The following is an 18,877-nucleotide window of genomic DNA, read 5'->3' as shown; positions in this document are numbered from 1 at the left end:
TAATTACATTTTGAACTCTATTACCTAATTCCGATTCTTTGTTTTATATCATCAGAAACTTCATATATCTTTTCGTTAGGTACTAATCTTTTGGCTTCTTTATACTTTCCTTGTTTTAGTAATAATCTAATTTTTTTTGTCAATGGAGTCAAATCAGTTATTTCTTGTATCCACTCCTCATTATATTCTTTAATCAAATCTCTACCAATTCCAACCTGTATAGATCGTATTTTCATCTTAGCTCCTTTCAAAGTTCTTTCTGGATCCCATTGGATATGGACCTTTGCATTTTGAAATTCTTTATTCCAAGAGGCCCCACTCTTATAAATAGCTTTATCAGGATCTGTAAGAACACCTAAAGACAAAGCCTTTTCCCAACTGGCTCTCTTTATTTTTACAACTAGAATGTATTCTTGATTAGATTTTGTCCCCCAATTACTTCGTTCCATCAACCATAGATAGGAGGGTTTGATCCAAGTCATTCGATTAAATGAAAAGGGGGATTCGAATCTATTATTTTTGATTGCAGGTAATGCAATAGATTTACCATATGCTTGATATACGGTAATTGTCTCTCGATTATAATCTGCTCTTATTTCCTGAATCATGCTTCAAACTCTTTCTGAAAAGCTTCGATAAACCTTTTGTTTTTTGCATAAATCGCGAACACTACTTTTTCGAATACTCCTTCATATTTTTCTTTTAATAATTCAGAAAACAATCCTGCAATCATTTTAGGATCATTCTGAAACACACCACATCCCCAAGCTCCTAAAATCAATGTCTTATGGTCTTGACTTGCGGATAACATCAATAATTTATCGATTCTTTTCTTCATTATATTCGGTATATCACCAATTCTCTCTTCTTCAAACCTCTTCACTACCCCAGTATTAACAGCTGCAGCAGTAATTATTGAACTAAGAATGGGTATGTCAAAAATTCCCCACTATCTTTTCGGATTACAAGAACTTTAGGACTATAAATCATACCATCTGTATATGTGCAAGATTTCATTGCTTTATGCGTTTCATAAAACTCTATTGCCGATAGTTGACATGGATATAATCCTGAAGACCTGGCTATACTTTCCTCTTGCGCTTGTGCTCCATTAAAAAAACCTCCTCCAGGATTCTTAGCAGAAGCAAAGTTTAAACACATAGGATTTAAGAATCCTAAAGACGTGAGTCTTTGAATACTGCTGATTGTTGTTTCTTCCACTACTTCAAAAGAAGTTTCATTATTACTATTTATATTCGTTTTATCAAGTAAATCATCTAATTCTTTAGTATCATAAAACTTTGTCCCTGAGACCGCAGCCTTCTGAATTTCAGAAATATCTATTCTTTCTTCTTTGGTATTTATATAAAACCCTTGTTCTGTTATCTCAAGTGTTTCTTTGGCTGTTATTTTACGTAATGTCTTTTGCATTTTTACTAATTTTAAAATTGTCCATTATGGACTTAGCATATCCCTCACTTCCATCAGTGCAAAACCCAGTAGGTTCCGTCCTCTCCACAAATTCGGGTTTTGTGCTTTTTCATTTGCTTGTCCCATTCCAATTCCCCATATACGATCTCGTGGACTTGCTTCTACAATAACTCTTTTCTTGGTATTCAATAAAAACGCTGCAAGTTCTTCATCTTGGGAGAACTTATAATAGTTTCCTTGTTTTACAATCTCATATTTATGAGCGTCCCATATCTTAGGATCAAAGTTCTTTACTTTTCTACCTAATTGTTTAGCTTCCATAGGATGATTACATTCAATGATCTCATTCAACATGGCAACGTCCTCAAATAATTTTGCTTTTCCGGCCATCATCCAGTGTTCTGCTGTTTTATACATAACATCTTCTACTTCGAAAGGCTGACTCCACCATTGACTAAAACAGCTTTTACCAATACTTCCATCTTTATTAGGTGTATGTCCCCAGAAAAAGAGATACTTTAGGCTTTTTCCTCTGTTGAATTGTTCTTGTATGTTTTGTAATGTGTATTTCATTTCAATTTTTTCTTTACTTCATTAATCAATTCCCGTAATCCAGTCACCTGTTGTACTACATATCGATCACAAACAACATCCACATTCCCTTTTCTCCAGAATCCATCGGGACAACAAACGATTAACTTACCGCTTCTAGCAAACAACCCTAATTCTAATAATGTAATGGGTGACTTCGTATTTTTATCAAAGTACATCACAATCATATCAGACTGTTCTAAAGCTTCTAACTCCCAACTTACCTGCTCTTTAAAAACCGGATTGTCTATTTCTTGTTTCCAACTAGCATCCCAACTTGGTCTTCTAGGGTTTAGTACCGTTACATTTTCTTCTAATAATTCTTTTATTACTTTATCCTGCCACCTTTCTGCAACACCAACTTCTATGCTTCCGGCTAGAAAAATACTTAGGTTTTTATTTAGTTCTATTTTTGATGGTGCTGTTATTAGATTCATAGTTTCATTTTTTACGTTGAAATTTCAGTAGGACGTTCAAAAAATCTATATGCAGGAAAACTGCACCACTTTTTCCTCTTCTATATCTCTAAAAGAATTCGTCGTAAAGACAGTGTTAAAAGACTTATTTAATGTTTCAAAACCTTTGCTGAAAATTCCGTGACTTACAATTAAACTTAATTTTCCAGCTTTTTTTTCTTTTAATGCGGTTGCTAGTCCTAAAAATGTTCCTCCTCCATCACAAATATCATCTACAATTACACAATGTTTTCCTTTCAGATCTTCTTCATATACTCTAAATCCAGAAAGCTTTCCTGTTTTTACATCTCTTTTTTTAGAGCATTCTATCACTTCTATTCCACCTAAATACTCAGATACTTTATAAATCTTCTTTAAAGCACCTCCATCAGGAGATATCAACACAACATCTTCTTTAATATAATCCAAACATTGTCTTACGAATTCATAATTCTGGATCACCTTTACATTATTTAACAACGCTGGAGTCACCTCAGAATGTGGATCAAAAACTGTTACCAGATTATAATTTTGCGCATTTATAATATCTGCATAGACTTTTACACTTAACGATTCTCCAGATACCATCACACGATCTTGTCTAGCTGCCGGAAAATATGGAATGAGTACATTAATTAATTTCACATCCATTCTACGTAATGCATCTGTAGCAACTAACAACAAACCAACATCATTAAATGAATTCAATCGATGTGTTATGATTACTTCGTTTCCAATAGATTCCTCCGAGATCTTAATATGGGGTTCTCCTCCATTAAAAACAAAAGAAGTAAACGCTATAGATGTACCGAAAGGAGTAAATGATGGATCTAAATGTAAATACTGCATAATTGTGTTATTTTTACGCAAATATAAAAGAGATCCTTATATCAACAAAATATTTTGCGTAAAAAATACAATAAAAATGTTTGATAAGCTTTGAATCAACAGAATTACTCAACCCTTCTGTCTTTTCTAAAACAAAATTATTTTAGAAAATCCACCTTCCCTTGCAAGGGAAGGAACCTTTATTTTGGCAATGATTACTTTTAAAGTAAGAGCTTACTTTATATCAAAAAGAAAGCCCTCTTCTTTAAGCTGGAAGTATTGTTTCTGGTTGAATTTAAAGAGGTTTGCAGGTCTCCCTCTTCCTTCTGATATTTTTTCTTCTAGTTCTTCTAAGATACCAAAACTTAGAATCTTCTTTCTAAAATTTCTACGATCGATTTGCTTATCCAGAATAGTCATATATAATTTCTCTAAATCAGAGAATAAAAACTTATCAGCAAGTAAATCAAAACCTATAGGTTCATAGGTCAATTTATTACGTAGTCGTTTTTTGGCCATATCCAATATGGTAGCATGATCAAAAGCCAACTCAGGAAGGTCATTGATATCAAACCAAGCTACATCACTTGCATCGGTATCTGCTTTTATATTATGATGTTCTGGTTTTACAAGACAAAAATAGGTAACACTTACCACTCGATTTCTAGGATCCCTATCAGGTTTTCCAAAAGAGTATAGTTGTTCTAAATAATCTACGGTAACGTTCGTCTCTTCTTTAAGTTCACGTTCTACAGCATTTTCCAGGCTTTCATCTTCTAAAACCAAACCACCGGGTAAAGCCCACGAATCCTTAAAGGGGTCTACATCTCTTTTAATTAAAAGTACATGCAATGCTTTATCTTTATACCCAAAGACTACTGCATCTACCGCTACTTTAATATTTTGGCGTACCATATACGCAAAATTACAAAATTACAACTCTTTATAAAACAAAAACTCCCGAAGAATCATCTTCGGGAGTTTTCAATATAATTTTATATTATTTAAAATTTAAGCGTTTTGCTTTTTAATTAAATTCAAAGCAGAACCTTCTTTAAACCATTCTATTTGTGAATCGTTATAAGTATGATTTACTTCGATCACATCTTTAGAACCATCTGCATGAACAAACTCTATATTTAAAGTTTTTCCTGGTGCAAAAGCATCTAAGTCTAAGAAGTTGATAGTATCATCTTCCTGGATTTTATCATAATCCGCTTCGTTTACAAACGTAAGCCCTAACATACCTTGTTTTTTAAGGTTTGTTTCGTGAATACGGGCAAACGATTTTACAATTACCGCAACAACACCTAAGTGTCTTGGCTCCATTGCAGCGTGCTCACGAGAAGATCCTTCTCCATAGTTATGATCCCCCACAACTATCGTAGGAACTCCTGCAGCTTTATAAGCTCTTTGTACATTAGGAACCCCATCATACTCACCATTCAACTGATTTTTCACAAAGTTGGTTTTCTTATTGTAAGCATTTACCGCTCCAATCAGACAGTTATTAGAAATATTATCTAAATGTCCTCTATAACGTAACCAAGGTCCTGCCATAGAAATATGATCTGTGGTACATTTACCAAAAGCTTTTATCAATAATTTAGCTCCTTTAATTTCATTTCCTATTGGTTCAAAAGGAGTTAATAATTGCAGTCTTTCCGAAGTAGGACTGACCTTGACTTCAACATTTGAACCATCTTCTTGAGGTGCCAGATATCCTGCGTCTTCAACCTCAAACCCTTTGGGAGGTAATTCCCATCCAGTTGGTTCATCAAACATTACTTCTTGTCCATCTTCATTAAGCAACTTATCTGTTAACGGATTAAAATCCAATCGCCCGGAAACAGCAATTGCTGCCGTTAACTCCGGTGATGCTACAAAAGCATGCGTATTAGGATTTCCATCTGCACGTTTCGCAAAGTTTCTATTAAAAGAGTGAACGATACTATTCTTAGGGGCATTTTTAGGGTCACTATATCTTGCCCATTGTCCGATACACGGTCCACATGCATTTGTAAAAATTTTAGCATCTAGTTTTTCAAATATTCCAAGAATACCGTCCCTCTCAGCTGTATATCTTACTTGTTCAGAACCAGGATTAATTCCTAATTCTGATTTCATTTTTAAACCTTTATCCAACGCTTGTTGCGCGATAGAAGAGGCACGTGATAAATCTTCATATGAAGAATTGGTACAAGAACCAATCAATCCCCATTCTACCTGCAATGGCCAATCATTAGCTTTTGCTTTATCTGTCATTGCTATACCAACTTCTGTTGATAAATCTGGAGTAAACGGCCCATTTAATAAGGGCCCTAATTCCGACAGATTAATTTCTATAACTTGATCAAAATATTGCTCAGGATTTGCATATACTTCTGGATCTGCCGTTAAATGCTCTTTTACTTTATTAGCAGCATCAGCTACTTCAGCTCTTTCTGTGGCACGCAAATAACGTTCCATGGATTCGTCGTAACCAAATGTAGATGTTGTAGCACCAATTTCGGCTCCCATATTACAAATGGTTCCTTTTCCAGTACAAGACATTGACGTCGCTCCCGGACCAAAATATTCTACAATAGCGTCAGTTCCACCTTTTACAGTAAGAATCTCGGCCACTTTTAAAATCACATCTTTTGGTGCTGTCCAACCAGAAAGTTTACCCGTTAATTTTACACCTATTAATTTAGGAAACTTCAACTCCCAAGGCATTCCTGCCATTACATCTACAGCATCAGCTCCACCAACACCAATTGCCACCATTCCTAATCCTCCGGCATTTACTGTATGAGAATCCGTGCCGATCATCATACCTCCAGGAAATGCATAATTTTCGAGTACTACTTGATGTATAATTCCGGCTCCAGGTTTCCAGAATCCAATTCCATACTTATCAGATACTGATTCTAAAAAATTAAACACTTCGCTACTAGTATTCATAGCAGATTGCAAATCCTTATCTGCACCAACTTTGGCTTGGATCAAGTGATCACAGTGCACTGTAGTTGGTACAGCAACCTTCTTTTTTCCTGCTTGCATAAATTGCAATAATGCCATCTGAGCCGTTGCATCTTGACACGCGATACGGTCTGGAGCAAAATCAACATAATCTTTTCCTCTGGTAAACGCTTTTTTTGTCTTAACGTCCCAAAGATGTGAGTACAAAATTTTCTCTGATAGTGTTAAAGGTTTTCCGGTTACTCCTCGTGCGGCATCTACTCGTTCTGCAACCTGAGCATACACCTTTTTTATCATATCGATATCGAATGCCATAAGACTTGTATATATTTCTGTTATTTTATTTAAGAACTTCAAGATACAAAATATAGAGTGACTACGAAAAGGATATAAAGAATATAGAATGATTATAAAAAAAAGTATGTTACCCCAATAATGAACATTTCAAAAACCAAAATAGTTATCACAAAAACTAAATAAAAGAGAGTAATTTTAAACCCGATTAACTAAACAAACTATTGCTTGATAGAAAGTCTATTACAAAAACCGAAATACCACTTATTAATACACAAAAAAGCCTTAGTATAACAAATACTAAGGCTTTTAAATTATTATGATAAACCTTCGATTATATAACTAATTGTTTTTGAGATGGTTTAAATTTAGTTAATACAATACCATCAACTGCAGCTTCATACTCTTCCATCGTAGGAGTTCTTCCTAAAATTGTGGACAAAACTACTACTGGCGTAGATGATAACAAAGACTCTCCTTTTTTCTCACCAGAATCTTTTACAACTCTTCCTTGGAATAAACGAGTAGAAGTTGCCATTACCGTATCTCCAGGCTCTGCTTTTTCTTGGTTACCCATACATAAGTTACATCCTGGACGCTCTAAATAAAGCATATTTTCATATTTAGTACGTGCTAAACCTTTTGGTGCGCTATCATCGAACTCAAAGCCCGAGTATTTTTGTAACACTTCCCAATCGCCTTCAGCTTTTAACTCATCAACAATATTATATGTTGGAGGAGCAACTACTAATGGAGCATTAAACTCAACTTTACCTTCTTGCGCCTCTATGTTCTTTAGCATTTGAGCCAAAATTTTCATATCCCCTTTGTGAACCATACAAGATCCTACAAATCCTAAATCGACTTTCTTAGTACCTCCATAATATGATAAAGGTCTGATGGTATCGTGTGTATAACGCTTAGAAACATCCTCATTGTTCACATCTGGATCCGCTATCATAGGCTCTGCAATCTCATCTAAATCAATAACTACCTCGGCATAGTATTTAGCGTCAGCATCAGGTTTTAAAGCTGATTTTATACCAGTTTTAAGCTCTTGAATTCTAGTATTTGCTTTATCTACTAAACCTTGTAGCATTTGCTTTTCGTTATCCATCCCTTTTTCAATCATAATATGGATACGATCTCTAGCTATTTCTAAGGATTCGATTAATGTTTCATCTTCTGAAATACAGATTGAAGCTTTCGCTTTCATCTCTGCAGTCCAATCTGTAAATGTGAATGCTTGATCAGAAGTTAACGTGCCAATATGCACCTCAATGATTCTACCTTGGAATACATTTTCTCCACCAAATTGCTTTAACATTTGTTGTTGTGTTGCATGAACTACATCACGGAAGTCCATGTAACTTTTCATATCTCCTTTAAAAGTTACTTTTACAGATTGTGGAATTGGCATTGTAGCCTCACCTGTTGCTAAAGCTAAGGCAACTGTTCCTGAATCTGCTCCAAAAGCAACTCCTTTTGACATACGAGTGTGTGAATCCCCACCAATAATAATATCCCAATCACCTACTGTAATATCATTTAATACCTTATGAATTACATCTGTCATCGCATGGTATTGCCCTTTAGGATCACGAGCTGTAATTAATCCAAAGTCATTCATAAAGCTCATTAACCTTGGGATATTAGCTTTAGATTTATCATCCCATACTGAAGCTGTATGACAACCTGATTGATAACCCGCATCAACAATTGGAGAAATAACTGTTGCAGCCATCATCTCTAATTCTTGAGAAGTCATTAATCCTGTAGTATCTTGAGAGCCTACAATATTTACCTCAACACGAACATTAGAACCTGCGTGTAATGTTTTTCCTGGCGTAGTTCCTACTGCATTTTTATTAAATATTTTTTCTACTGCTGTTAATCCCTGCCCTTCAATAGAAATCTCTTTTGAAGTAGCATATACTTGAGGAATATCTATTCCTAAAATTTTACACGCTATAGTTTGTAGTTTTTTACCAAAAACAACTGCATAAGAACCACCAGCTTTTATAAACTCCATTTTTTGTGGAGTTAATGCTGTAGAAATATCTTTTAATTCTTTGTCTCCGTTATATAATTTCTTTGTCTTTGTATTTATAGTAAGTACTGTACCAGTAGCTACAGAGTATACTTCTTTCAGTATAGGTTCACCATCTTCATCTACAATCGTATTACCATCAGCATCTTTTTGCTTTACCCAGTTTTTTAAATCGATACCAATACCACCAGTTACCCCAACCGTAGTTAAGAAAATCGGAGCAATCCCATTAGTACCTGCAATTACTGGAGCAATATTAATAAATGGCACATATGGGCTAGAAGAAATACCTGTCCATAACGCTACATTGTTTACTCCAGACATTCTTGAAGAACCAACTCCCATAGTCCCTTTTTCAGCTACCAACATCACACGCTTATCAGGGTGTTTTTCTTTTAAAGCCAATAGTTCTTGTTGCATTTCCTTATTATGCTCAAACATACATTGCCCATGTAATTCACGATCTGATCTAGAGTGTGCATCTGCTCCTGGAGATAATAAATCTGTAGAAATATCACCTACACCAGCTACATATGTTACTATTTCTATTTCTTCATCAACTTCTGGTAAAGAAGTAAAGAACTCAGCCTTTGCATAACTTTCTAATAATTCTTTAGCTATAGGATTCCCCGCTTTGTATGCTTTTTCTAACTGCTCAGTATCTGCTTCATACAAGAAAACTTGTGTTTTCAGAACTTTAGCAGCTTCTTGTGCAATAGCTTCATCATTTCCTAAAGCTAAATCTAATAATACTTTTACCGAAGGGCCGCCTTTCATGTGAGATAATTGTTCAAATGCAAAGGCTGGTGTAATTTCTTCAACAACAAAATCACCAAGAATAATTTCTTTTAAAAATTTAGCTTTTATACCGGCAGCGCTTGTTGTACCTGGTAAAACATTATAAATAAAAAAGTTAAGAGAATCTTCTCGATGTGCGTTATCTTTATCTTTAATTTGCGAAATAATTTCGCTTAATAACTCAGCTCCATCAATTGGTTTAGGGTGTAACCCTTGAGATTTTCTTTCTTCAATTTCCTTGATGTAATTGTTATAAATGCTCATATAATATATAATAGAATTCTTTTAATGTTAAATGTAAGTATATAAATAACCCATAAATTTCTTTTTTTCTTGACGCCATACATTACAATACAATAACTCCATTTATATAATTGTATGATGGTTAACTATAAGATCTTTATTGAAATCAACATATTCCTTACATCCTTACTTAGTTTTAACTTCTCAAAAGTGTGAACATAAAATTTTCTCTATTAACTTTAAATGATATCCAGTCGCTTTAATAACAGCATCTACTCGATCGTCAACCTAGGCACACACCCTTTTTTATCATATCGATATCGAATACCATATATTTGTGTTTTATATTTTGAAAAGTCCAACAAAAATAAGCTTTTTAAAGGATTTTATTAAATGAATACTTCTAATAGCTTCTTTTTACATTTTTCAAAAAAACAGCACTTACATTTCCTCAAATTCATAAATTCTATTTATGAAAACTATGAAATCATTAAAAAAATTGAAAAGAAAATGACAGTTGATTTATAATTTTACGAAAACGTTATAGTAAACTATTCTAAATACCACTAAAAAATGTCAAATTTTAGCATAAAACAAAAAAGTGAAGCCTGTTAGACTCCACTTTTCATTAATCCATTAATAAGATTTAATCTTCTGATTTTCTTCTTTTATGCCTTTTACCTTTTCCTCTATGCCTTTTTAGCTCTTCATGCATTTTTAACTGATTTTCATTTAAAGAAGCAACAAACTTATCTTTCTCAGCTTTCATAGTTTCTTTATGCTTACTTCTTAAAGCCTTTTGTTCCTCTGACAAAGTTTCTTTTAGTGCTTTTTTCTTTTCTTTTTTTGAAAGACTCTTATCATTAGTAATAGCTAATTGCTCTTCTGTATAGGTAGCTTCAAAAGTTGCTTTTTGTTCTTTATGCAATGTTTTATGTTGTTCTAATTGTTCTTTTTGAGTATCAGAAAGACTCTCATGAAATTCTTTTCTTAACTCCTTTTTCGGTCCACGTCTCTCTTCTGTCTGTGCGGATAATGATGCAATTCCTGCACTCATAATACATATTAATATAAACACTTTTTTAATCATAACTTCTATTATTATTTTTAGATTTAATGATTAGACTCTAAGAAATGAAAAAGGTTTAATCTGCTTGACACAAATTGAACCTTTCACAATACAATTTTCTAAATTTTATACTCCTAAACTAAATAACTGATCTTTTGCTCAATATTGTACTTATAACATTTCTTACTTAAAACAAACTCTTGATAACATCTTCGATGCTAACACCTTCTGCTTCTGCTTTGTAGTTTTTGATCATACGATGACGAAGAATACCTGTTGCTACAGTCTGTACGTCTTCTATATCCGGTGAGAATTTACCTTTAATTGCCGCATTAGCTTTAGCTGCTAATATAAGGTTTTGTGAAGCTCTGGGTCCTGCACCCCAATCAATATAGTTTTTGACCAATTCTGCAGCATTCTCGTTGTCAGGCCTAGTTTTACCAACCATACTTACTGCATATTCTATCACATTATCTGCAACTGGTATGCGACGAATTAAATGCTGAAAATCAATGATCTCCTGAGACGTAAATAGTGGATTAATTTTTTCGGAAGTATCACCTGTAGTTCTTTTAACTACTTCTACTTCTTCCTGAAAACTAGGATATTTTAGCTCTATAGCAAACATAAAACGGTCTAATTGAGCTTCTGGTAAGGGATATGTTCCTTCTTGTTCTATTGGATTTTGCGTTGCTAGCACAAAATAAGGCAAATCTAATTTATAATGATGCCCCGCCACAGTAACCGCTCTTTCTTGCATAGCTTCTAACAATGCAGCTTGTGTTTTTGGAGGGGTACGATTAATCTCATCTGCAAGAATAATATTTGAAAACACAGGTCCCTTAATGAATTTAAAGTGACGTGTTTCGTCCAGAATTTCACTTCCTAAGATATCACTAGGCATTAAATCAGGAGTAAACTGAATCCTCTTGAAATCCAAACCTAGGGCTTGAGAAATTGTGTTAACCATTAAGGTTTTAGCCAATCCCGGCACTCCTATTAATAAAGCATGTCCTCCTGAAAATATAGAAAGAAGTATCTGATCGATTACTTCTTCCTGACCTATAATTACTTTTGCAATTTCTTTTTTGAGTTCGGCATGTTTGCTTACCAGTTTTTTTACTGCTGCAACGTCGTCTGACATACTATTTTTCTTTTTTTAACCAGTTACCACTGTACTCACAGTCTCTGTACTCTCCATTAATTTTTATATAAGTATCTGTAATTTTTTCTTCTTGCCACTTACGAATTGTCTCAATTTGCTTTTTTCTAAGCGCCAATTCCTGAATTTTCAAATAATCTTTAGCATAATCTGCAATATGCTCATCAAAACGATTAAGTACCGTAATTAATTTATACTTTTTTCGTCCTTGACGATCCTGATCAGGAATAACCAGTGACACTTCATTGGTTTTTAATTTGGATACTTGATCGTACAATATAGGGTCTATTTTGGTAAGTTCAAAACGAGAATCTCCAGTTGTAGGGTTAATTAATTGCCCCCCATCCTCACGTGTTTCTTTCTCATCGCTAAACTTTCTCGCAGCTTCCTTGAATTCAATAGATCCCGAAACAATACTGGTTCTTACAGAATCAACAAGTTTTTTTGCCTGTGAAACACTCGTACTAGTAACTTCGGGAACCAACAATATATGTCTTACATCGACCTCTTCGCCTCTAATCTTATCTACTTTTACAATATGCCATCCAAAATCAGTTTTAAAAGGCTCACTTACTTCTCCTTCTTGTAAACTAAATGCTACATCTTTAAATTCTTTTGCAAATGGCGCTTGTCTATTAATGGAGTATTTACCCCCAGTCGGTTTAGAACCCGGATCCTGAGAATACAATACAGCCTTTGTAGCAAAACTTGCTCCGTTTTCTACAATATCAGTTCTGAACTGTTTAAGTCGATCTACTACTTTTTGCTCTTCTTCTTCAGGGATTTTAGGCTCAATAACAATCTGCGCTAATTCTAACTCTGTACCAAATAGTGGTCTTTCTGCCTCTGGTATATCATCAAAAAACTCTCTAACCTCCTCTGGAGTAACTTCTACATCTTGAATGATGTTAGAACGCATATTGTCTGCAAGCTTATTGGATTTATTGATATCAAAAAGCTCCTTTTTAAAATCTTCAACATCGTCTTTTTTATAGAATTTAAGTACTTTTTCTAATGTACCCAATTCTCTGGTCATATAGCTTAATTGCTGATCTACCATAGCATTAACTTCTGCATCAGAAACAATAATACTATCCTGAACTGCATGATGCGCATATAATTTATTTTCGAATAAACTTCCTGCTAATTGACAACGACCAACATCCTGAGCAGAAACACCTTCGCTTATTAACTGCTGATATGCAATATCTATATCACTATCCAAAATTACATGCTCGCCAATCACAGCTGCTACTCCATCTATCTTAATTCTCTGAGACTGAGTTTGTACATCTACATTCTCTGCCACATCTTCCTTTTTCTCATCTTCAATAATCTCTTGTGCATTTATTTGCATACCTATGCATCCTGCAAAAAGTAGCATTAAAAATGTTTTGGCTTTAATTGAAGACCTCAAATTGTTTGTTTGTAATTGCATCTTTTGTAATATCCTTTTCTAAATTCTTTATCAATTCTCGCTTACGCTGATTTAATATAATTTGCCGTATCGTTGATTTCATATACTGCAAAGGAGCTTTTTCATTTCTTTTTAATACTTCCTGAATTCTAAACATATAAACCCCTGTACTATCACGAAGTCTAATATATTTTTTATTCTGTAATACCTCATTCCTTTTTCTTTTCTTAAGAATAGGCATTTTATTAAGCACTAAATCGAAAGAAACCCAAGTTGAGTCATTAAATGAGTAAGCCATATACTCCTGCTTTATACCATCTAAGTATTCTTTATCCTCATTATTAAAACGAATCAATTTCTGTTGCGTTGCAACAGTGTTACCATAATCGGTTGGCAAATGTAAGTAACGTAACTTTACTATCTCCTCTTGAAGCTTAAAATTTTCATTATTTTGTTCGTAAAAAGTTTGTAAATCCTGATCTGTTATCTCCATATTGATTGATTTGGTGATCACAGCATCTTTATACGCATTGATATACAATGTATTTTTATAGTCTTCTACAAGTTCATCAAAGTTTTTTAACTCTTTTTCTGTAAGATTACGTTTCGCTTGATCTATAAATAATCTTTCTGTAGCCCAAGTATTGATATAATTATTCACAATACTGGTACTATCATCTTTTGATGCTCCCTTTGGCACCAAATCTTTAATATCCTCTTGATATAGATAAAAATCATTTACTCTCGCAATAGCCTCTTGAGCAGTTTTTTTATTAAATTTTGCACAAGAAACACTTATAAAAAGTGGTAATACTAGTATAATATATCGCATTTATATTGAAATATCTTTTTTGATCCTTTTTACTATTTTCTTATTCACTTTTACAGTGTATTTTTCTCTTAACTGTTTTAACCAATTACTTTCTAAATATTCCTGAAAGTCATTAATTACCTTACCTTTAGTTTCATCAAAAGATTTTATCCTAGAAGGCAGTATTTCTTTTATCTGAATTAATACATTATAATTATTTTCCTGATTAACACCTATTTCTCCAACCTTTACTAACATACCTTTTGGCAGTGCATCTTCTCCTTTGACTAACTCTTCTTCAGAGAAAATTACAGATGGCTTCTTATTCAAGTTAATTTCTTTTTTTATATCATCTATTGTTTTCCCTTCTAAAAGAAATTCTTTGATTTTATTCACAGTTTTCTGATCAGATGAAGAAGCTTTCAACACCTTATATGTTTCTTCCTGAACATAATTATTTTTCTTTTCTTCATAGAATTTTTGTAACCCAATCGAATCCGTCTTAGCCGCATTCCATATTTTGGACTCCATAAGATCAAAAAGCAGTAGTCCATCTCTATATTCTGCAAGTACATTGGCAAAATCCTCATTATCTTCTTCTAAGTGTTCTTCATAATACCCCAGTAATCTTATACTTTCAAAATCATTATACATTTCTTCTACAAAAATACCTGTATCAGAATAACTTCTTCCCCTTCCCCCTTTTTCTTTCAAAAATTGTGCAAAGTCATCATAAGTATACGATTGTTTCCCTATCGTTAGTATATTTTTTTTGACATTATCAGTATCCGGAATATTCCAGTTTTCATTAAGAACCGTAGAAGGTATAGTCTTTTTAAAATATGAAATTGCCTTTATATTACGCTCTAGCTTATATTTTTTTCTAAGTGAATTAATAAAAGATTTGCTAACTAGTTTAGATCTACTATCACGCTTCACTTGTTTGGTCAAATTACTTTTTTGTTCATCAAAAGTCTTTGGAGGGTGTTTCTCCAATAATTTAATGATATGCCATCCATAATTTGTCTTAACAGGTTCAGACAATTCTCCTGGTTTCTTAAGAGCAAATGCGTTCTTTTCAAATTCTAAGGAATTTAGTGCTCCTTGTCCAAATCTATTTATTTTACCTCCGTTAATTGCAGTATTACGATCATCACTATATTCTTTGGCTAAAGATTCGAAAGATACTCCTTGTTTTAATTGCTGATTAATCTCATTAACTCTTTCCTCTGCCCCTTTTTCGGTTCTTTCGCTATTTATAGCTACCATAATATGAGCAACTGTAACTTCGCCAAGCTTTTTTTCTTTATTATTTACTTTGAGAATATGATAACCAAATTGCGTTCTAAAAGGTTCAGAAATATCTCCTACTTTGGTTTTATATGCGGCATCTTCAAAAGGATATACCATTCTAAATACTGAGAACCATCCTAAATCTCCTGCATTTCGTTTTACCGAGGGATCTTCACTATATAAATTTGCTACAGTTTTAAAGTCTTCTCCATTAATAATTTTATTACGCGCTTCGGTTATTTTCTGATAAGCAGCCAAAGTATCTTTTTCAGAAGCATTTGGTTTTACATTAATCAGAATATGACTGGCATTCACTCTTTCCAGAGATCGGTTATACGCTTCTTTGACTAAAGCTTCAGAAGCATCAGAATCTGTAAGATATCCTGAGGAAAGCTGCTTTTTGTATCCTGCCAGCTCCTTAAGATAAGATTCTTTTTTATCCAATCCTTGCGACTTTGCTTCTTCTAATTTTAACTTGTAATTAATAAATAATTCTAAATACTCGTCAATATCCTTTTGTGACTCATCTTTAACAAGATCAATATTTTTAAGATATACTCTTTTGAATTCTTTAGAATAGACTGGTGAATCATCAATAGTAAGCAGCACATCTTGTTGTTGTGCATTAATTGACGAAAAAAAAGTAATTACTATTAAAAATAAAAGTGATTTTCTGTGCATGATTTAAAAAAATAAAGCCCTTAATGGACAAAAATAACAATATTAAGAGGTTTTACAAGCCGTAATACTAACGAAAGCAAAATGTATATAGTATTCATTTTTAAAACTTTGATAATCTATTCATAAACAACTAAGTTTGTTTTGTAATTATATTATCATTTTAAAAATATGTTTTGGAACGAAAATTAAAACTCATTTGGGATTTTAGAGGTCCTAGTGCCAGTAAAACTGCACAACATCATCAAATTCACTTAAAAGAATATATTGTTTCAGAAAAATTATCTTTGGACATAACTGGTCATCAGGACTTAAATGACATGCATAGTATAGCATTTATGATAGTAACAGATTCAGAGATGAAACCTGTAAGAGACGCATTAAAGCCACATCGAGGGCAACTGTATACCGAATAATTTTTAAAAAAAATATGCCTTGGCACATATATTGATTTAGACCTTTTATATTTGCAAAAATTTAAAAATCAGTAAACAAGAAATTAAGATGAAGAAAATTATAGTAGCACTTCTGGTATTGATCTCAAGTTTTTCATTAACTGCTCAAACCAAGACCGGTACGATAGATAGCGAATTTATTCTTTCTAAAATGCCAGAACTAACTAAAGTTGAGGAAGACCTAAAAGCTTACAACAAAAAATTAGAGGACGAATTAAAGATTAAGGTTGATGATTATCAGGCTAAAGTAAAGGATTATCAGGAAAAGGTTGCAACTATGACTGAACCTATGAAAAAAACCAAGCAAGAAGAGATCATTAATCTAGAAAATGATATTGCTAAGTTCAGACAAAACGGATCTCAATTAGTACAAATTGAACAAAACAGACTTTTACAACCGTTATATCAAAAAATTGGTAAAACCCTTGAAGAAGTTGCTAAAGCAGAAGGGTACTCTCAGGTATTTACTATAACCACTAGTGGTTTAGCCTTTATAGATCCTAAATATGATCTTACCAAAACAGTAATATCTAAATTAGGCATCAAACTTGAAGAAGGAAAATAATAATTAGTAGTTTATAAAAAACAAAAACGCATCATTAAATAATAATGATGCGTTTTTTATTGCTCTTTTCAGAATATCTATCTCCTACTATAATTAGGAGCTTCTTTAGTAATAGTAACATCGTGCGGATGACTTTCATGGATACCGCTAGCTGTAATTTTTACAAAACGTCCGTTATCTTGAAGCGCCTGAATATCTTTTGCTCCACAGTATCCCATTCCAGCTCGTAATCCACCTACAAATTGATGAATACTCTCTATCAAATCACCTTTATAAGCTACTCTACCCACAATTCCTTCTGGGACTAGTTTTTTAATATCATCTTCTACATCCTGAAAATAACGATCTTTTGATCCTTTCTTCATTGCTTCTACAGATCCCATCCCTCTATAAGACTTAAATTTTCGTCCTTCATAAATAATTGTTTCCCCTGGAGATTCTTTGGTTCCAGCCAGTAGAGAACCTAACATTACAGTATCTGCCCCAGCTGCTATCGCTTTTGGGATATCACCTGTATATCTGATTCCTCCATCAGCAATGACTGGTACACCAGAACCTTTGATTGCTGAAGCTACTTCTAATACTGCAGAAAATTGAGGAAATCCTACTCCCGCAACCACTCTTGTAGTACATATAGAACCAGGACCTATTCCTACTTTTACGGCATCTGCTCCGGCTTCTACTAAGTATTTTGCCGCTTCAGCAGTAGCTATATTACCTACAACCACTTCTAAATCAGGAAATTTTGTTTTTACACTTTTTAAAACAGTAACCACTCCTTTAGTATGCCCATGAGCTGTATCAATCACTACTGCATCAACACCAGCCTTTACCAACGCTTCTGCACGATCTACAGCATCACCCGTAACACCAATAGCAGCCGCAACGCGAAGACGTCCTAATTCATCTTTGTTAGCCATTGGTTTTAGAGTTAACTTGGTAATATCTCTAAAAGTAATTAAGCCCACTAAGGTGTTACTATTATCTACAACTGGTAATTTTTCTATCTTATTATCTTGTAAAATAACCTCAGCCTCCTGCAAAGAAGTCCCTTCAGCAACGGTTACCAAGTTCTTACTTGTCATTACCTCAGAGATTGGGCGATCATCATTTTTCTCAAAACGTAAATCTCTGTTGGTAACAATACCAATTAATTTATGCTCCTTATCTACAATCGGGATTCCTCCAATACTATGCTCACGCATATTATTTTTGGCATCAATCACTTTAGCATCTCTAGGCAAAGTAACGGGATCTATAATCATACCGCTTTCTGCACGTTTCACTTTACGAACCTTCATAGCTTGTTGCTCAATGGTCATATTTTTATGCAAAACTCCAATACCTCCCTCCTGAGCCATAGCAATAGCCATTCTACTTTCAGTAACTGTATCCATAGCTGCAGAAACTATAGGAACATTAAGTGTTATGTTTCTTGTAAATTTTGTTTGAATACTTACTTCGCGCGGTAATACTTCAGAAAATGCTGGGACTAATAAGACGTCGTCATAAGTTAGACCTTCTCCAAGGATTTTGGATTCGTGTGCTGTCATAGCAATTAAAAATTTAATTGCGTGCAAATATACATCTTTTTTAAAGTAATAGTTAAATGATTTTGGTTTTATTTAATGATAATCACACCAATCAGCTTTCAGTAAAAAATTAAAACAATACTTGAGATTAAAAAGACACTTCTAATATTTACTTCTTGCTAAATAACCTATAGTATTCAAAAAACAAATTTTAACATTTCTCTCAACCCTATGTTTCAAT

At 33.5% G+C, this 18,877-nt stretch carries 15 protein-coding genes and 1 pseudogene; 2 read left to right on the top strand and 14 right to left on the bottom strand.

The genetic code is table 11. The features are described 5' to 3' along the window. Positions 1–20: 20 nt before the first annotated feature. The 13 genes and pseudogenes from J8M14_RS21415 to J8M14_RS21350 form a co-directional block, all read right to left on the bottom strand. A complete protein-coding gene (locus tag J8M14_RS21415) occupies positions 21–608 on the bottom strand; it encodes a DUF4291 domain-containing protein (protein ID WP_211076874.1) in 588 nt (195 codons plus the stop codon). Further along, a pseudogene (locus J8M14_RS23215) lies at positions 605–1,431 on the bottom strand (TIGR02452 family protein). The gene J8M14_RS21415 and the pseudogene J8M14_RS23215 overlap by 4 nt, the downstream one beginning before the upstream one ends. 24 nt (positions 1,432–1,455) lie before the next feature. Continuing rightward, positions 1,456–2,004 carry an NADAR family protein gene (locus tag J8M14_RS21400; protein WP_211076872.1) on the bottom strand — a complete coding sequence of 183 codons (549 nt, stop codon included), beginning with the start codon at positions 2,002–2,004 and terminating at the stop codon, positions 1,456–1,458. Next, positions 2,001–2,459, bottom strand: coding sequence for a nucleoside 2-deoxyribosyltransferase domain-containing protein (locus J8M14_RS21395; protein WP_211076871.1), 459 nt, complete (start codon positions 2,457–2,459; stop codon positions 2,001–2,003). Before J8M14_RS21395 ends, J8M14_RS21400 begins: the two co-directional genes overlap by 4 nt. Positions 2,460–2,504: 45 nt before the next feature. After that, complete coding sequence (gene prs / locus J8M14_RS21390) at positions 2,505–3,326, bottom strand: ribose-phosphate diphosphokinase (protein WP_211076870.1); 822 nt, start codon at positions 3,324–3,326, stop codon at positions 2,505–2,507. Between the two features lie 213 nt (positions 3,327–3,539). Then, entirely contained in the window at positions 3,540–4,220 is a 681-nt protein-coding gene (locus J8M14_RS21385) for an NUDIX domain-containing protein (protein WP_211076869.1), read from the bottom strand. A 96-nt stretch (positions 4,221–4,316) separates the two neighbouring features. After that, complete coding sequence (locus tag J8M14_RS21380; protein WP_211076868.1) at positions 4,317–6,584, bottom strand: aconitate hydratase; 2,268 nt, start codon at positions 6,582–6,584, stop codon at positions 4,317–4,319. Between the two features lie 313 nt (positions 6,585–6,897). Further along, positions 6,898–9,675, bottom strand: a complete 2,778-nt coding sequence (locus J8M14_RS21375; protein ID WP_211076867.1) for a bifunctional aconitate hydratase 2/2-methylisocitrate dehydratase — start codon at positions 9,673–9,675, stop codon at positions 6,898–6,900. 625 nt (positions 9,676–10,300) lie between these two features. Further along, a complete protein-coding gene (locus J8M14_RS21370; protein WP_211076866.1) occupies positions 10,301–10,711 on the bottom strand; it encodes a hypothetical protein in 411 nt (136 codons plus the stop codon). Positions 10,712–10,910: 199 nt separating this feature from the next. After that, a complete protein-coding gene (locus J8M14_RS21365) occupies positions 10,911–11,867 on the bottom strand; it encodes a MoxR family ATPase (protein ID WP_211076865.1) in 957 nt (318 codons plus the stop codon). Position 11,868: 1 nt separating this feature from the next. Further along, positions 11,869–13,323 carry a peptidylprolyl isomerase gene (locus J8M14_RS21360; RefSeq protein ID WP_211076864.1) on the bottom strand — a complete coding sequence of 485 codons (1,455 nt, stop codon included), beginning with the start codon at positions 13,321–13,323 and terminating at the stop codon, positions 11,869–11,871. Then, positions 13,286–14,134, bottom strand: coding sequence for a peptidyl-prolyl cis-trans isomerase (locus J8M14_RS21355; protein ID WP_211076863.1), 849 nt, complete (start codon positions 14,132–14,134; stop codon positions 13,286–13,288). The genes J8M14_RS21360 and J8M14_RS21355 overlap by 38 nt, the downstream gene beginning before the upstream one ends. Continuing rightward, positions 14,135–16,087: a peptidylprolyl isomerase gene (locus tag J8M14_RS21350; protein ID WP_211076862.1), complete on the bottom strand. Its 1,953-nt coding sequence runs from the start codon at positions 16,085–16,087 to the stop codon at positions 14,135–14,137. It lies immediately after the preceding gene. A 173-nt stretch (positions 16,088–16,260) separates the two neighbouring features. Here J8M14_RS21350 and J8M14_RS21345 point away from each other — a divergent pair, with 173 nt between their 5' ends. Together J8M14_RS21345 and J8M14_RS21340 are read left to right on the top strand one after the other, a co-directional pair. Continuing rightward, on the top strand, positions 16,261–16,500 hold the full coding sequence (locus tag J8M14_RS21345; RefSeq protein WP_211076861.1) for a hypothetical protein: 240 nt from the start codon (positions 16,261–16,263) through the stop codon (positions 16,498–16,500). Positions 16,501–16,588: 88 nt separating this feature from the next. Continuing rightward, on the top strand, positions 16,589–17,104 hold the full coding sequence (locus J8M14_RS21340; RefSeq protein WP_211076860.1) for an OmpH family outer membrane protein: 516 nt from the start codon (positions 16,589–16,591) through the stop codon (positions 17,102–17,104). Positions 17,105–17,181: 77 nt separating this feature from the next. Here the strand turns inward: J8M14_RS21340 and guaB are convergent, their stop codons facing one another. Beyond that, a complete protein-coding gene (gene guaB / locus J8M14_RS21335) occupies positions 17,182–18,657 on the bottom strand; it encodes an IMP dehydrogenase (RefSeq protein ID WP_211076859.1) in 1,476 nt (491 codons plus the stop codon). Positions 18,658–18,877 lie beyond the last annotated feature (220 nt).

The organism is Aquimarina sp. MMG016, from assembly GCF_018100805.1.
Taxonomy (GTDB): domain Bacteria; phylum Bacteroidota; class Bacteroidia; order Flavobacteriales; family Flavobacteriaceae; genus Aquimarina.
The sequence above is the reverse complement of the archived record's forward strand: the minus strand, read 5'-3'. Positions and strand labels throughout refer to the sequence as shown.

Excerpts from the sequence above, each read along its gene's own strand:
- J8M14_RS21375 (WP_211076867.1), bottom strand. The coding sequence starts at position 9,675 with ATGAGCATTTATAACAATTACATCAAGGAAATTGAAGAAAGAAAATCT.
- J8M14_RS21360 (WP_211076864.1), bottom strand. The coding sequence starts at position 13,323 with ATGCAATTACAAACAAACAATTTGAGGTCTTCAATTAAAGCCAAAACA.
- J8M14_RS21400 (WP_211076872.1), bottom strand. The coding sequence starts at position 2,004 with ATGAAATACACATTACAAAACATACAAGAACAATTCAACAGAGGAAAA.
- guaB (WP_211076859.1), bottom strand. The coding sequence starts at position 18,657 with ATGACAGCACACGAATCCAAAATCCTTGGAGAAGGTCTAACTTATGAC.
- J8M14_RS21385 (WP_211076869.1), bottom strand. The coding sequence starts at position 4,220 with ATGGTACGCCAAAATATTAAAGTAGCGGTAGATGCAGTAGTCTTTGGG.
- J8M14_RS21380 (WP_211076868.1), bottom strand. The coding sequence starts at position 6,584 with ATGGCATTCGATATCGATATGATAAAAAAGGTGTATGCTCAGGTTGCA.
- prs (WP_211076870.1), bottom strand. The coding sequence starts at position 3,326 with ATGCAGTATTTACATTTAGATCCATCATTTACTCCTTTCGGTACATCT.
- J8M14_RS21355 (WP_211076863.1), bottom strand. The coding sequence starts at position 14,134 with ATGCGATATATTATACTAGTATTACCACTTTTTATAAGTGTTTCTTGT.
- J8M14_RS21415 (WP_211076874.1), bottom strand. The coding sequence starts at position 608 with ATGATTCAGGAAATAAGAGCAGATTATAATCGAGAGACAATTACCGTA.
- J8M14_RS21340 (WP_211076860.1), top strand. The coding sequence starts at position 16,589 with ATGAAGAAAATTATAGTAGCACTTCTGGTATTGATCTCAAGTTTTTCA.
- J8M14_RS21395 (WP_211076871.1), bottom strand. The coding sequence starts at position 2,459 with ATGAATCTAATAACAGCACCATCAAAAATAGAACTAAATAAAAACCTA.
- J8M14_RS21365 (WP_211076865.1), bottom strand. The coding sequence starts at position 11,867 with ATGTCAGACGACGTTGCAGCAGTAAAAAAACTGGTAAGCAAACATGCC.
- J8M14_RS21370 (WP_211076866.1), bottom strand. The coding sequence starts at position 10,711 with ATGAGTGCAGGAATTGCATCATTATCCGCACAGACAGAAGAGAGACGT.
- J8M14_RS21350 (WP_211076862.1), bottom strand. The coding sequence starts at position 16,087 with ATGCACAGAAAATCACTTTTATTTTTAATAGTAATTACTTTTTTTTCG.